Below are 13,851 nucleotides of genomic sequence, written 5' to 3'. Positions count from 1 at the left end.
GGATTACAAACTTATGATAAATAAAAAGGTCATGAGGAGAGTTGCGGATGAAAACAGCCTCCTCCGTCCCAAAGATTGGCGTCCTCATCTGCACCTGCGGCGGCCAAATCGCCGAAAAAATCGATACGGGTTATCTATCGCAGAAGGCGCAAGAGCTGGCAGGTGTTGCCGTGGTTTTCACCACCGACCGCCTTTGTAGCGCTCAAGGTATGGCGCAGGCGAAGGAAGCCTGCCGCGGCTGCGAGCGACTCCTTTTCGCCGGTTGTTCCGAGCGTTCGTCTCTCACCTTCAACGAGGACCGGATTGCCGCGTGGCTCAAGGAAATGGGCCTTGACCGCGCCATGTTCGAGGTGGCCAACATCCGCGAGCAGTGCGTGTGGATCCACGACGGGAACCTGACCCTTAAAGCGCTCGATATGCTCCGGATGGCTCACGCCAAGCTGCTCACCAACCTTCCGGTGCCACCTCCGGTGAAGCTGGCCCCGAAAGGGCTCGTTATCGGCGGCGGGCCCGCCGGGATGCAGGCAGCCTACGACCTTGCGCTGGCGGGGACCCGCGTGGTGCTGGTCGAAAAGAAGGCGTACTTGGGCGGGCACTTCTGCCAAATTCCTTATCTGGCTCAGAGCGAGAGCTGGCCAGCGATGTGTGTGAGCGACTGCGTGGCGCCGGTTCAGGGAAGAAAGGTGGTCTTCCACCCCAACATCACCCTCCTTACCGCAAGCGAAGTTGAAGAAATTATTCCGGAGAACGGCAACTTCCGGGTGCGAATCAAAAAGGGAGCGGCCTTCGTTGATCCGGAGCGGTGTGTCGCCTGCGGCAAGTGCGCGGCGGTCTGCCCCGTAGAGGTTGATAATAGTTACGAGTACGGGCTCAAGAAGCGTAAGGCTATCGACAAAGAGTACCGGCTGGCCATTCCCGACACCTACACGCTCTTACCTGATGCCTGCACCGGGTGCGGCGAGTGCCTGAAGGTCTGCCCGACGGGCGCCATCAATTTGGGAGCGGCGCCGGAGATCATAGAGGATACCTTCGGCGCGGTTATTCTCGCCACCGGTTTTAAATCCTACGACCTGAGCGCCCTTACCCACCTCAATTATGGTTCACCCAACGTCCTTTCGAGCATGGAGATGGAAAGACTCATTGCGGCTCGCCTTAGCCGTCCGGGAGGCCCGCCGGAGCGAATCGTCTTCATGCTCTGCGGCGCTTCCCGGATTAAGAACAAGGAAATCCAAGTCGGCGTGCCTTACTGCTCCCGGAACTGTTGTAGCTTCGCTGTCAAGCAGGCCAACCGGGTGCTGGCCATGCGCCCCGATGTTGAGGTCACGATGATTTACTTCGGCGACATCAGGACCTACGGGCGGGCCTTCGAGCAGTTTTACAACGAAGCGCAGGACTCCGTCGAGTTTATCAACGGCGAAGTTGTCCGGGTGACGGAGAGTGAAGCGGGCCTGAAAATTGAGCTGGTGAGTCCTAACGGCGAAACCCAGGAACTCGAAGCCGATTTGCTGGTTTTGGCAGAGGCCCTTCTTCCCGAAGGCAACGAGCTAATTAACAAGCTAAAACTCAAGACCGATAGGTACAGTTACCCGCTGGAAATCCAACCGCGCCTCTTACGGCCTACCGAATCATACATTGACCGGGTGTACGTGGCCGGCGCGGTGGTGGGGCCGAAGCTGGTCCAGGAGAGCGTGGAGCAGGGGAGCGCTGCGGCGTTTAAGGCGCTTGGCTACCTGGCCAGGGGCGAAAAAGAGTTGCCGAAGTTTATTTCAGAGGTGAATGCCGCCGCTTGTTCCCGCTGCCGGATTTGCGAAGCGGTCTGCCCGCACGGGGCGATCAAGGTTACGGATAACGGCGCGGCGGTCGATCCGGCTTTCTGTCAGGGATGCGGGCTCTGCGCCTCCGTCTGCCCGAGCGGGGCCATCCGGCTCCGGAATTTCGCGGACGAGCAGATCCTCCGGCAGGTGGAGGTGGCTTTTGGGAGCGTGCCGGACGGTGACCCCAAGATTTTAGGACTCCTCTGCTACTGGTGCTCTTACGCATCGGCTGATCTCATGGGCGTTTACGGCCACAAGATTCCGCACCAGAACTTCCGGAGCATCCGGATCCGCTGCTCTTCTTCGGTGAGCGCCGGGTTGTTGCTCGAGATTTACCGGCGCGGGGTGGACGGGATCATTATTGCCGGCTGCCCACCAAAGAACTGCCACCACGGTGCGGGCAACTATATGACCGCTAAAAGGGTGGCGCTCTTGAGCGCGGTAATGCGCCAAATGGGCTTTGAAGGACGGCTCAAGTGGGAATACATCGGCGTGCCGATGTGGCGCGAACTGGCGAAAGCGATTGCAGAGATGGATAAGAGCCTGCGGAAGTTGGGACCGGTTTCTTTAGGGAGGGCGCTATGAGCAAGCTGAAAGTAATTTTGAATTGGGCCGCTTCCTGCGGCGGCTGCGATGTCTCGCTTCTCGATGTGGGTAGGCCCATCTTGGATTTGCCAGAAAAGATCGAAATCCTTTACTGGCCGGTGGCCCTTGACTTTAAGCGCCCGGATCTCGCGGCCCTGCCCGACGGGAGCGTTGATGTAGGGATCATCAACGGCGCCATCCGGACTGCCGAGCAGGAGGAAGAGGCGAAGATCTTCCGGGCTAAGTGCCGCACCATTGTTGCCTACGGTTCCTGCGCTTGTTTCGGCGGTATTCCGGGGCTCGGTAACCAGTTTACGGCGGAAGAACTCCTGAAACGCGCTTATATCGAAGCTCCGTCCAATGCGAACGAAGAAGGGGTTTTGCCGCAGCCCGTTTCCGAGCGGGGAAACTTTGCGCTCACGCTTCCCGCTTTTTCCCCCGCAATCCGTTCCCTCGACCAGGTAATTCCGGTGGACTACTACGTCCCCGGTTGCCCGCCATCTACCAGTACGATTGTCTCGTTTCTCGGAGCGCTCGGGGCGGTTGCCGGAAAGGAGCGGGAAGAGCGCTATTTTGCGGCCGATAAGGCGCTCTGCTACGACTGCCCGCGGGCGCAGGCGAAAGAAGCGAAGAAAGTGGCGCGGCTATACCGGCCGCACCAGCAGGTGGCCGACCCGGAGCGGTGTCTGCTCGAACAGGGCATTTTTTGTATGGGTATCGCGACCCGGAGCGGGTGTGGTGCCCGCTGCGTGCGCGCCAATATGCCGTGCCGGGGCTGCTACGGTCCGCTGCCCGGAGCGGATGATCCCGGTGCGGGAGCGCTTTCGGCGCTCGCCGGTCTGGCGGGGGAAGGGGAGGATTACCTGCCGCCGCCAAAGGTTCTCGATGTGCTGGAGGCGGTAAAGGACGCGGTCGGGACCTTTTATACCTTTACCCTGCCGGTTGCCACTCTGAACAAGAAAAGAGGATAGGTATGGCGCGGAAAATTTCCATCCACCCGAATACGCGGCTTGAGGGGCACGGTAAGGTCGAGATCATCCTCGATGACGCCGGAAACGTTATTGATGTCTACTTTCAGGTAATCGAGTTCCGCGGCTTCGAAAAGTTCTGCGAAGGCCGGCACGTTGAGGAGTTGCCGCGGATTACGCCCAAAATCTGCGGCGTGTGCCCCGGCGCCCACCACATGGCCTCGACCAAGGCGTGCGACGCGGTTTACGGGGCAAGCCCGCCGCCCGCCGCCAGGATGCTGCGGGAGATTTACTACAACGCTCACATGGCTCACAGCCACATTCTCCACTTCTTCGCGCTTGGGGCCCCCGACCTGCTCCTGATGGACGAAGGTGCGGCCAGGCGCAACATCTTTGGCCTGGTGGAAAAACTGGGGAAAGAAGTCGGTGCGGCCGTTGTCGATGCGCGGGGTTACGCCCAGCGCATCCAGGGGATCATCGGTGGTCACCCGATTTATCCGGTTACCGGGCTCCCCGGCGGCCTCGCCAAGCCGCTGCTACCGGAGGAACGCGCGGAGATTGTGGAATTGGCGCGCGCCCTCGTTACTTTTAGCCAAAAGAGCCTGGAAATTTTCGCGCGGGCGGTTTTGCAAAACAGGCAACTCGCGGCGCTCATTGCGGGTGATCTCTACCGCCACGAGACCTACTACGCCGGTTTGGTTGACGAAAAGAAGCGGGTCAACTTCTATGAGGGCCGGATAAGGGTTGTCGACCCGGAGGGTAGGGAAGTGGCCCTTTTTGAGGGCCAGGATTACCTGCAGGAAATCGCGGAGCACGTCGAGCCCTGGAGCTACATCAAGTTCCCTTACTTGAAAAAGATCGGGTGGCAGGGCTTCACCGACGGACCGGCAAGCGGGATCTACCGGGTAAACGCCCTGGCGCGCCTCAACGTGGCGGAAGGAATGGCGACGCCGCTGGCGCAGGAAGCGTACGAGCGGTTTTTCGCCTTTTTCGGGCGTAAACCGGTCCACCACACGCTGGCCTACCACTGGGCGCGGCTTGTGGAGCTGATGTACGCGAGCGAACGGATTCTCGAGCTGGCGCAGGACCCGGAAATAACCGATCCGCACGTGCGTGCTGTTCCCGACCGGCCTCCAGCGGAGGGGGTTGGCGTGGTCGAAGCGCCACGCGGCACCCTTTACCACCATTACGTGACCGATAAAAAGGGCATCGTGCAGAAAGTCAACCTTATCGTCGCCACGGTCCAAAACAACGCCGCGATCAACCTCGCGGTGAAAAAGGCGGCGCAGGGGCTCATCAAAAACGGCGCGGTGGACGAGAAGGTGCTGAATATGGTGGAGATGGCGGTGCGGGCCTACGATCCTTGCCTGGCCTGCGCGAGCCACATGCTTCCCGGAAGAGTGCCGCTTGAGGTTTTGATTTACCAGGGCGGGAAGCTCCGGCAACGGATTCTTCCCGGAGTAAAAACCGCGTAGTTTCACGAGAGAGGAGGGTGCTGGTGGAACGCTTCAAGAAGTATATCGGGCGGGAAATTAAGCTCCAGTGCGTGAAGGACAGCGAAAAGCTGGCTGCCTGCGGGATCACGTGCCGCTACTTGCCCGACCCGCCGGAAGATTTCGACGAATTCGAGTTCGCCTGCGAGCACGGCGGGAAGACGGTGCTCATCCTGGCGGCGGTGGAGATGGGGAAGCTCAAGCGCCTTCTCTTCACGGTGCCCGACGCGGCGGACCCGGAGATCACCCGGCCGCTGACCGAGGGGCAGTTGCAGGAGTTCCTCGCGGCGAAGGGGGAGAAGGTAAGCGAATTTCTGGACCACATTACGGCGGGCTAACCCGGTGCGGTTTCGAGCGCAAGGCTGGCGCGGCTTTTAGGCTGCGGCAATCGCTGCGCTTTTCTATTTTTCACCCTCCCGAAGGCCCGCTTATGTTATACTTTTACCGTTAAAACCATTCCGGGAGGAGAAAAATGTACTACGAAAGCACGCGGGGCGAGGCACCACGGGTCACGGCAGCGGCGGCGATCGTGCAGGGGATAGCTCCCGACGGCGGCCTCTACGTCCCGGCGGAATTTCCGGCTGTTGCGCTACCTGAGATTGCGGCCTTCCCTGGTCTTTCCTACCAGGAGCGGGCGGCGCGCATCATCACGCCTTTCCTTGAGAACTTTACCCCTGCGGAGATAAGGGCGTGCATCGGGGCGGCCTACAATACCCGGAAATTTGCCCACCCGGCGATTGCGCCGCTCAAGTCCCTGGGGGATGGTTCCTACATCCTGGAACTCTGGCACGGGCCGACTTACGCCTTCAAGGATATGGCGCTCCAGCTGATGCCCCATTTGCTGGTCCTTTCCCGCCGGAAAACGGGAAATGCGGCCGAAAGCGTGATCCTGGTAGCCACCTCCGGCGATACCGGGAAGGCGGCGTTAGAGGGCTTCCGGGACGTTCCGGGGACGCGGATCATTGTTTTCTTCCCCGCGGAAGGCGTGAGCGAGATGCAGAAGCGCCAGATGGTGACGCAGGAGGGAAACAACACCTACGTCGTCGGGGTGGCGGGCAACTTCGACGACGCGCAGAGCGGCGTCAAGGAGATCTTTACGGACCCGGAGATGAGGGCGCGGCTTAAAGCGGCGGGCTTTGAGTTTTCTTCCGCCAACTCGATCAACTGGGGGCGGCTTTTGCCGCAGATTGTTTACTACTTTTCCGCCTACGCCGACCTCCTTGCCATTGGGGGCGTCAAGTCCGGTGAGCCGGTCAATTTCGTGGTGCCGACGGGCAACTTCGGGAACATCCTCGCCGGCTTTTACGCGCGGCTGATGGGGCTGCCGGTGAAACGCCTCGTCCTGGCTGCGAACGCGAACAACGTTCTCACGGATTTCGTCCGCACGGGCATTTACGACCGGCGGCGCCCCTTTTATAAGACCATTTCGCCTTCGATGGACATCCTCATCTCGAGCAACTTAGAGCGCCTCCTTTACGCGCTCACCGGCCGGGATGCCGCGGCGGTGCGAAACTGGATGGGTGAACTCAAAGAGCGCGGCGTCTACCGGGTTCCGGAGGCGGTGGCGGCACAGGTGCGGGAAATCTTCTGGTCCGACTGGGCGGATGACGCGACCGCGCTGGCAACGATCAAGGAAACCTTTCGGCGCTACGGTTACCTCCTTGACCCGCACACTGCGGTGGCGGTGGCGGTTTACGCGCGCTACCGGGCGACCACGGAAGACGGGACGCCGAGCATTATCCTCTCGACCGCGAGCCCCTTCAAGTTCAACCGCGATGTGGCGTGCGCCGTGATAGGGGAGGAAGCGGCCGCGCGCCATGACGAATTCGCGCTCCTCGAAATCCTTGCCCGGGAGACGGGCTGGCCGGTGCCCGAGGGGCTCCGGACCCTGGCGGGAAAGCCGGTCCGCCACCGGCGGGTGGTCCAGCGGGAGGAGATGAAAAAAGTCGTGGCGGAAATCCTGGGAATTTAAGCCGGATAGGCGAAAAAAATCAGTATAAAATAACCGGAGAAAGGGTGGAAGAATGCACGAGGATTTTCCGGTTCCTGAGGCGGCGGATATTGTGGTTATCGGTGGCAGCGCGGCGGGTTTAACCGCGGCTACGGTCGCGCGGCGCTACCACCCGGAGAAGAGCATCGCGATCATCCGGCGGGACTCGCCCGTCCCCATCCCCTGCGGCATCCCCTACATTTTCGGCACCATCGGGTCGGTCGAGCGGGACCTGATCCCTGACGCCTTGCTCGATTTCGAGGGTATCGATCTGGTGGAGGAAGAGGTGGCGCGGCTCGACCGGGAAAACCGCCAGGTTGTGCTCGCCGACGGCACTACTATTGGTTACGACAAGCTTATCCTGGCCACCGGCTCGACCCCGCTTATCCCGCCCATCCCCGGTGCGGACAAACAAAACGTCTTCGTCATCCGGAAGAATGTGGATCAGATCAGCGAATTCCTGACGGCGCTCAGGGCGGCGCACGACGTGGTGATCGTCGGCGGGGGCTTCATCGGCGTCGAATTTGCCGACGAGATCAAAAAACACAGCGACAAAAACGTTACGGTAGTCGAAATGTTGCCTCACTGCCTGGCCCTCTCCTTCGATGCTTCCTTCTGCGCGGCGGCGGAGAAGCAGTTGGCTAGTGCTGGCGTCAAGGTGCTGACGGGAGAAAAAGTGACGGAGATAACCGGGGGCGAAAAAGTTGCTGGCGTTCGCCTGGCGAGCGGCACAGAACTTAAAGCCGACGTGGTGTTAATCTCGGCCGGCGTGCGGCCGAACGTAGAACTGGCCGCGCAGGCGGGGCTCAAGGCGGACCCGGTGGCCGGCATCTGGGTGGACCGGCACATGCGGACCGAAGATCCGCATATTTTCGCCTGCGGGGACTGCGCCGCGAAGGTCTCCTTTTTCACCGGCAAACCGTGTCCGGTGCGCCTCGCTTCGGTAGCGACGATGGAAGCCCGCGTGGTGGCGGCCAACCTTTACGAAAACCGGCGCGAGAACCCTGGGATTATCGGGGTCGTCTCGACGGTCGTGGGCCGGGTTGCCTTCGCGGCGGCGGGGCTCACGGAAGAGGCGGCGCGGCGCGAAGGCTTCGCGGTCGTGACGGGAGAGGCGGTCACCCCCAACCGCCACCCCAAGGTGATGCCGGGAGTGACCGATACACGGGTTAAACTTGTTTTTGAGAAGGGCTCCGGCGTGATCCTTGGCGGCCAGGCTTTAGGCGGGGAGAGTGTAGGGGAACTTATCAACGTGGTGGCGACCTGCATCCTCAACCGGATGACCTGCGAACAGGTGGCGCTCCTGCAGGTGGGCACGCACCCGCTCCTCACGGCCGCCCCGACCAACTACTACCTATCGGTGGCGGCGGAGGCCGCGGCTCAAAAGCTTCATGGCGAGCGTAATTAGTTGAAAACTTTCGCGCTCGCGCGGCAACCCTTCCCAAGCTTTTCCGGTAACGATTCTTGGCTTTAAGGAGAGAGGAACTCCGTCTGGAGTTCCTTTAATTTTCCCCCCTGAAAATCTCAAGGGAAAAGTTTCTTCCCCTTTTCCTCTTTAGAAAGAGGTGCTTCTGAACGAAAAAGAAAGCAAGGAAATGTTTCCCGGGGTGCTGGGGAAAGGAGTGATTGCCGGTGCCGGGCTTTGGGTAAAGATAGCGTTTTTGTTTAGCGTGGCTAACCCTTGGGCCTTTGAAGGAGGAATACCGGTGCGGGTATATAGCTTGCGGAAGGCGATGGCTTTTCTCGTGGCCGTGACGGTTGTTTTTGCTGCGGCGGCCTGTACCCTGGCGGTGGTCCTGGTCGCGCGCGCGAGTCTAACCGCGCAGTTGCAGGGGTACCTGAAGCGTGACCTTGCCGGGACCTATGACATACTCTTCGAACACCACTATCCGGGCGACTGGCGCGTGGCGGGGGACAAGCTTTACAAAGGTAAAGTCTTGATGAACGGGAACTTCGCGGTGGTTGACCAGGTTAAGGAAGATTTTGGTACCGAGGCGACCATCTTTATGGGCGACACCCGCGTGGCGACCACCGTGAAAGACGCTACAGGGCACCGGAAGGTCGGGACCAAAGCGGCGCCCTACGTGGTCGAGGCGGTCTTGAAGCAGGGGCAGAACTACTACGGTACGGCCGACGTGGCCGGGACGCCCCACCTCACGGCCTACATGCCGCTTAAGGACGCGCAGGGCAAGGTTGTCGGGATGTGGTTCGTGGGTGTTCCGCTCACCGAGGTCAAAGCGGCGACCGGCAGGATGGTCTGGTCTGCTTTCTTAGTTGGTCTCGCAGTCTTGGGTATTTTGCTTTTGGTTTTTGTACCGGTTATCCAACGGATACTGACACCCATCAGGATAGTGGCCGAGCGGATAGAAAAGGTGGCCGACGGGGACCTCGCCGCCGTGAACTTAGGCGCGCAGCGCTTCCGGGCGCTGCGGATGCTCGCCGATGCGACCGGGCGGATGGTCGGCCAGCTGCGGGAGCTGGCGATCCGGGTTCAGGGAGCCGCGGTGGAGGTTTCCGGTAAGAGCGAAAATCTTGCTGCTTCGGCGGAGGAGTTGTCGGCGACGGTCCAGACGGTGGCGGCGACCGTCGAGGAGCTCTCGGCGGGAGCGGAGGAGACGGCGGCGCACGCCCAGACGGCGGCAGAGATCGCGGACCGGATGGAGCGGGAGGCGAACGAGGGCATCCAGGCGCTGGGCGGTGCGGTAAGCGGCATCCGGAACGCCCAGGAGGCGGTTGATAAAGGCGCCGGTCTCGTGAGGGAGCTTGGCGAGCGCTCCGCGGCCATCGGTCAGATCACGGAAGTGATCAAAGGCATCGCGGAGCAGACCAACCTCCTGGCGCTCAACGCTGCGATCGAAGCGGCGCGCGCCGGCGAGCACGGGCGCGGCTTCGCGGTGGTGGCGGAAGAGGTGAGAAAACTCGCGGAGCAATCAGCCCAGGCCGCCGAGGAGATCAGCAAGATCATCGCGGAGATCCAGCGGGGCACGGGTGAAGTAGTGGCAGCGATCGACCGCGCCTCTACCACCGTACATCAAGGCGCCGGCGCCGTGATCGAGACGGAAGAAAGGCTCAAGAGCATCCTCAAGGGCGTGGCGGACACTCTCGCCGGGATCCGGGACATCGCACGGGCCACGGAGCAGGCGAGCCAGGGGACCCAAAACGTGGCGCAGTCGGTCCAGGAGGCGAGCCGCGTGGCGGAGCAAGTGGGGCAGATGGCCTCGGAGCTCGCGCAGCAGGCGGCGGAGCTTCAGGGCGCGTTGAAGGTATTTAAGTTGTAAACGTTCTGCGTTCGCCGTTGGTATTGTTGGTGGCAGGTTAAAAGCAAAGGCCCCGCGTTCACGCGGGGCCTTCGGGCGTTTGTTCGCCTTACATCATGTCGGGCGACATCCCGCCACCCATTTTGTTCTCCTTTTCTTTCTTTTCGGCCACCAGGCACTCGGTGGTGAGGATCATCGAGGCGATGCTGGCGGCGTTCTGGAGTGCCGTCCGCGTCACCTTGACCGGGTCGATGATGCCGGCCTCGATCATGTTGGTGAAGCGCTCGTTGAGCGCGTCAAAGCCGATGCCCGGCTCGCTCGCCTTAACCTTCTCGACCACAACGGAACCTTCATGGCCGGCGTTGCAGGCGATCTGGCGGAGCGGCTCTTCGAGCGCGCGCCGGACGATATTCACCCCAACCTGCATATCCGGGTTGTCGAGCTTGAGGTCGTTAAGCGCCGGGATGCAGTTGATAAGCGCCGTGCCGCCGCCGGGGACGATGCCTTCCTCAACGGCCGCCCGGGTGGCGTTGAGGGCGTCCTCGATGCGGAGCTTCTTCTCCTTCATCTCGGTTTCGGTAGCCGCACCGACGTTGATCACCGCCACACCGCCGGCAAGCTTGGCCAGCCGCTCCTGCAGCTTCTCCCGGTCAAAATCGGAGGTCGCCTCGTCGATCTGCTTCTTGATCTGGGCAATCCGTTTGGTAATGTCGTCGGGATTGCCCTGGCCGCCGACGATAATCGTCTCTTCCTTCTTAACCCGCACCTGCCGGGCGCGGCCGAGCATGTCCAAGGTGGTCTTGTCAAGCTTGAGGCCGACCTCTTCGGAGACTACCTGGCCGCCGGTCAGGATGGCAATATCCTGCAACATCGCCTTGCGCCGGTCGCCGAAGCCCGGGGCCTTAACCGCGCAGCAGGAGAGGGTGCCGCGCAGCTTGTTTACCACCAGGGTGGCCAGCGCTTCGCCCTCCACATCCTCGGCGATAATGAGCAAGGGTTTGCCGGTCTGGAGCACCTTTTCGAGGATGGGGAGGATATCGGTGACGGCAGAAATCTTCTTGTCGGTGATGAGAATGTACGGGTCATTGAGCAGCGCTTCCATGCGCTCCGGATCGGTGATCATGTAGGGCGAGATGTAACCCCGGTCGAAGTTCATCCCCTCGACGACCTCGAGCGAGGTGCCGATACCTTTCGACTCCTCGACCGTGATGACGCCATCCTTGCCGACCTTTTCCATTGCTTCGGCGATCAGTTCGCCGATGGTCGGGTCGTTGGCGGAGATGGAGGCTACCTGGGTGATCGCCGCCTTGGATTCTACCGGCTTGGCGATCTTCTTAAGCTCCTCGACGACGCGCTCCACAGCCTTCTCGATGCCGCGCTTGACCAAAATGGGGTTAGCACCTGCGGTGACATTCTTCATCCCTTCCCGCACGATGGCCTGCGCGAGCAAGGCCGCGGTGGTGGTACCGTCACCGGCGACATCGTTGGTTTTGGTGGCTACTTCCTTGGTGAGTTGGGCACCCATGTTTTCGAAAGGATCCACCAGCTCAATCTCACGGGCGATAGTGACGCCGTCGTTCACAATCTGTGGCGAACCGAATTTCTTTTCGAGAACGACGTTACGGCCGCGCGGTCCCAGGGTAACTTTCACCGCGTCGGCTACGGCATTGACGCCGCGCTCCATGGCGGCACGTGCATCTTCACGGTAAATAAGCTCTTTTCCGGCCAAGTTTTTTACCTCCTTTAAGTTTTTTTTTATGCGCGTTAAGGGGAAACAGCGTATTAAGGATCAAAGAATCGCTTCTTACTCGATTACACCGAGGATGTCGGCTTCGCGGAGGATCAGGTACTCTTCGCCGTCAAGTTTGACTTCATTGCCGGCGTACTTGGAGTAGAGCACCTTGTCCCCAACCTTTACGTCGACGGCTACCCGCTGCCCGTTGTCGAGAAGACGGCCCGGCCCCACCGCGACAACCTCACCTTTCTGCGGTTTCTCCTTGGCGGTGTCGGGCAGGACGATACCGCCCTTCGTCACTTCTTCCATCGGCAGCGGCTTAACCACTACCCGGTCTGCTAAAGGCCTGATCAACGATAACCCCTCCTTAAATTAAATTTTTTTATTTGTTAGCACTCATTTTAATTGAGTGCTAATACCAAGCCAAGAAATATAATAACCAAAGCGGTTGCCAAACGTAAAGTGGCTGATCTGCGAAATATCATCTCTCTTGCGGGAAAACTTGCGTTTATCTTTCAGAGTCGCCCCATTTTTTCTTCTTTTGAGAAATTTAATGGCAAAATATAATCCCGCTTACATTTGTCCGTCGCCATATTTTTGCCCGTTCTCAGGCAACTTTATACAATTCAGCCTAATCAAGGTGAATTGACTTTTGGTTTGACGGCAGAAATAAACCTTCTACGCCGCAAAATTGGCCGCTCGACACCTTTGCTTTGACATCGCCGGCCGGCAGGGGTTATCTTATTCCCGGAGAATTTCAAAAGGGCTACGCAATGAAAAAGGATTTGCGAACGGCCATTTTGGCGCGGCGCCTGGCGCTGGCGCCGGTGGAAGTTGCCGGGAAAAGTGCCGCCATCCAGGCAAAGCTTTGGCAGCTGCCGGCTTTTCGTAGGGCGCGGTTACTTATGGCCTACGTGGCCTGCCGGAACGAAGTGGGAACGGAGAAACTGATAAGGGAGGCGCTTCTTGAGGGGAAGCGGGTGGTGCTTCCTGTAACCGACGTGCGGGAAAAAATGATTTGCGCGCGGCTGATAAGCCGTTACCCCGAGGACCTGGTGGCCGGCCCCTTTGGCATTCCCGAGCCCGCGGCGTTCTGTCCGCTTGTAGCGCGGGAAGAGCTCGACCTAGTCTTGGTTCCCGGGGTGGCTTATGATGTAAAGGGCTACCGGTTAGGTTACGGCGGGGGGTACTATGACCGTTTTTTGCCGGGGCTGCGGCCTGACGCGGTGACGGTCGGTCTGGCCTACGATTTTCAGGTGGTGCCCACCGTTTGTCCCGAAGCCCACGACTGGCCGGTGGAGTTCATTATTACCGAGAAAAGGATTATTGACTCAAGACAGGGGAGCGATCGATGAACTGCAAGTGTCCTGCGCCGACACCCGAGGATCCTGAACTCAAGACGATTATCAATACTTACCGGAACAGGCCGGAGCAGCTCATTGCGGCCCTCTTGGCTGTCCAGCGCCACTACGGCTACCTTCCTGAGAAGGCGATGCGCGCCCTGGCGCGGGAGCTAAATGTGCCTTTCAGCAAGGTTTACGGCGTGGCTACCTTCTACTCCCAGTTCCGGCTTAAACCTTGCGGGCGGCACTTAATCAGCGTCTGTCTCGGGACCGCCTGCCAGGTGCGGGGCGGCGAAGGCATCTACCGGCGCCTGAAGCGGGAGTTAGGGGTGAAACTCGGGGGCACCACGCCGGATGGCCGCTTCACCTTGGAGACGGTTTCCTGTGTCGGCGCCTGCAGCATGGCGCCGGTGGTGGTGATCGACGAGGATACGCACGGCAGGCTCACCCCCGAAAAGGCCTTGAGTCTGCTGAAAAAATACGAGTAAGAGCCGGGTGGCTCCGGTTGGAAGGCGGGAGTTGGTCAAGTGGAGTCCCTGATGGATAAATGCTGCAGCCAGTGTGAACATTCACCGGCGCATCCCTGTCGTGATTATGTGCTTTGCCGTAGCGAAGGACCCTTTTGTCATGATGACGGCCGGTGTAAAGAGAAGCGACAGGAGTTTT

The 13,851-nt window shown here is 60.1% G+C and carries 11 protein-coding genes and 1 pseudogene; 10 read left to right on the top strand and 2 right to left on the bottom strand.

The annotated features are described in order from the left end of the window. Window positions 1-47: 47 nt before the first annotated feature. The 7 genes from EDD75_RS03145 (at window position 48) to EDD75_RS03115 (ending at window position 10,128) form a co-directional block, all read left to right on the top strand. Window positions 48-2,399, top strand: a complete 2,352-nt coding sequence (locus EDD75_RS03145; protein ID WP_123927893.1) for a hydrogenase iron-sulfur subunit — start codon at window positions 48-50, stop codon at window positions 2,397-2,399. Further along, window positions 2,396-3,370 (top strand): NADH-quinone oxidoreductase subunit B family protein, encoded by a 975-nt coding sequence (locus tag EDD75_RS03140; RefSeq protein WP_123927890.1) that lies wholly within the window; start codon window positions 2,396-2,398, stop codon window positions 3,368-3,370. The genes EDD75_RS03145 and EDD75_RS03140 overlap by 4 nt, the downstream gene beginning before the upstream one ends. Window positions 3,371-3,372: 2 nt before the next feature. Continuing rightward, on the top strand, window positions 3,373-4,842 hold the full coding sequence (locus EDD75_RS03135; RefSeq protein WP_123927887.1) for a Ni/Fe hydrogenase subunit alpha: 1,470 nt from the start codon (window positions 3,373-3,375) through the stop codon (window positions 4,840-4,842). A gap of 23 nt (window positions 4,843-4,865) precedes the next feature. Continuing rightward, window positions 4,866-5,198 carry a hypothetical protein gene (locus EDD75_RS03130; RefSeq protein ID WP_123927885.1) on the top strand — a complete coding sequence of 111 codons (333 nt, stop codon included), beginning with the start codon at window positions 4,866-4,868 and terminating at the stop codon, window positions 5,196-5,198. 134 nt (window positions 5,199-5,332) lie between these two features. Beyond that, window positions 5,333-6,832, top strand: a complete 1,500-nt coding sequence (gene thrC, locus EDD75_RS03125) for a threonine synthase (RefSeq protein WP_123927882.1) — start codon at window positions 5,333-5,335, stop codon at window positions 6,830-6,832. A 52-nt stretch (window positions 6,833-6,884) separates the two neighbouring features. Beyond that, window positions 6,885-8,258: an FAD-dependent oxidoreductase gene (locus EDD75_RS03120; protein ID WP_123927879.1), complete on the top strand. Its 1,374-nt coding sequence runs from the start codon at window positions 6,885-6,887 to the stop codon at window positions 8,256-8,258. Between the two features lie 298 nt (window positions 8,259-8,556). Beyond that, window positions 8,557-10,128, top strand: coding sequence for a methyl-accepting chemotaxis protein (locus EDD75_RS03115; protein ID WP_170157682.1), 1,572 nt, complete (start codon window positions 8,557-8,559; stop codon window positions 10,126-10,128). Window positions 10,129-10,216: 88 nt separating this feature from the next. On the opposite strand, the gene groL is transcribed toward EDD75_RS03115, so the two are convergent. Both groL and groES read right to left on the bottom strand, forming a co-directional pair. Beyond that, window positions 10,217-11,836: a chaperonin GroEL gene (groL, locus tag EDD75_RS03110; protein WP_123927873.1), complete on the bottom strand. Its 1,620-nt coding sequence runs from the start codon at window positions 11,834-11,836 to the stop codon at window positions 10,217-10,219. A gap of 75 nt (window positions 11,837-11,911) precedes the next feature. Beyond that, on the bottom strand, window positions 11,912-12,196 hold the full coding sequence (gene groES, locus EDD75_RS03105; RefSeq protein ID WP_123927870.1) for a co-chaperone GroES: 285 nt from the start codon (window positions 12,194-12,196) through the stop codon (window positions 11,912-11,914). Window positions 12,197-12,615: 419 nt separating this feature from the next. On the opposite strand from groES, the gene EDD75_RS03100 reads away from it, so the two are divergent. The 3 genes and pseudogenes from EDD75_RS03100 to EDD75_RS11545 all read left to right on the top strand — a co-directional run. Beyond that, complete coding sequence (locus tag EDD75_RS03100; RefSeq protein ID WP_123927867.1) at window positions 12,616-13,197, top strand: 5-formyltetrahydrofolate cyclo-ligase; 582 nt, start codon at window positions 12,616-12,618, stop codon at window positions 13,195-13,197. Further along, window positions 13,194-13,673 carry an NADH-quinone oxidoreductase subunit NuoE gene (nuoE, locus tag EDD75_RS03095; RefSeq protein ID WP_123927864.1) on the top strand — a complete coding sequence of 160 codons (480 nt, stop codon included), beginning with the start codon at window positions 13,194-13,196 and terminating at the stop codon, window positions 13,671-13,673. The genes EDD75_RS03100 and nuoE overlap by 4 nt, the downstream gene beginning before the upstream one ends. A gap of 51 nt (window positions 13,674-13,724) precedes the next feature. Continuing rightward, a pseudogene (locus tag EDD75_RS11545) lies at window positions 13,725-13,850 on the top strand (CCxxC motif-containing NuoF prefix domain-containing protein); the annotation flags it as partial. Window position 13,851 lies beyond the last annotated feature (1 nt).

It is taken from the genome of Thermodesulfitimonas autotrophica, assembly GCF_003815015.1.
Taxonomy (GTDB): Bacteria; Bacillota; Desulfotomaculia; order Desulfotomaculales; family Ammonificaceae; genus Thermodesulfitimonas; species Thermodesulfitimonas autotrophica.
The sequence above is the reverse complement of the archived record's forward strand: the minus strand, read 5'-3'. Positions and strand labels throughout refer to the sequence as shown.

What these genes read in the sequence shown, in the direction of transcription:
- EDD75_RS03145 (WP_123927893.1), top strand. Translation starts at nt 48, where the DNA reads ATGAAAACAGCCTCCTCCGTCCCAAAGATTGGCGTCCTCATCTGCACC.
- EDD75_RS03140 (WP_123927890.1), top strand. Translation starts at nt 2,396, where the DNA reads ATGAGCAAGCTGAAAGTAATTTTGAATTGGGCCGCTTCCTGCGGCGGC.
- EDD75_RS03135 (WP_123927887.1), top strand. Translation starts at nt 3,373, where the DNA reads ATGGCGCGGAAAATTTCCATCCACCCGAATACGCGGCTTGAGGGGCAC.
- thrC (WP_123927882.1), top strand. Translation starts at nt 5,333, where the DNA reads ATGTACTACGAAAGCACGCGGGGCGAGGCACCACGGGTCACGGCAGCG.
- EDD75_RS03120 (WP_123927879.1), top strand. Translation starts at nt 6,885, where the DNA reads ATGCACGAGGATTTTCCGGTTCCTGAGGCGGCGGATATTGTGGTTATC.
- EDD75_RS03100 (WP_123927867.1), top strand. Translation starts at nt 12,616, where the DNA reads ATGAAAAAGGATTTGCGAACGGCCATTTTGGCGCGGCGCCTGGCGCTG.
- nuoE (WP_123927864.1), top strand. Translation starts at nt 13,194, where the DNA reads ATGAACTGCAAGTGTCCTGCGCCGACACCCGAGGATCCTGAACTCAAG.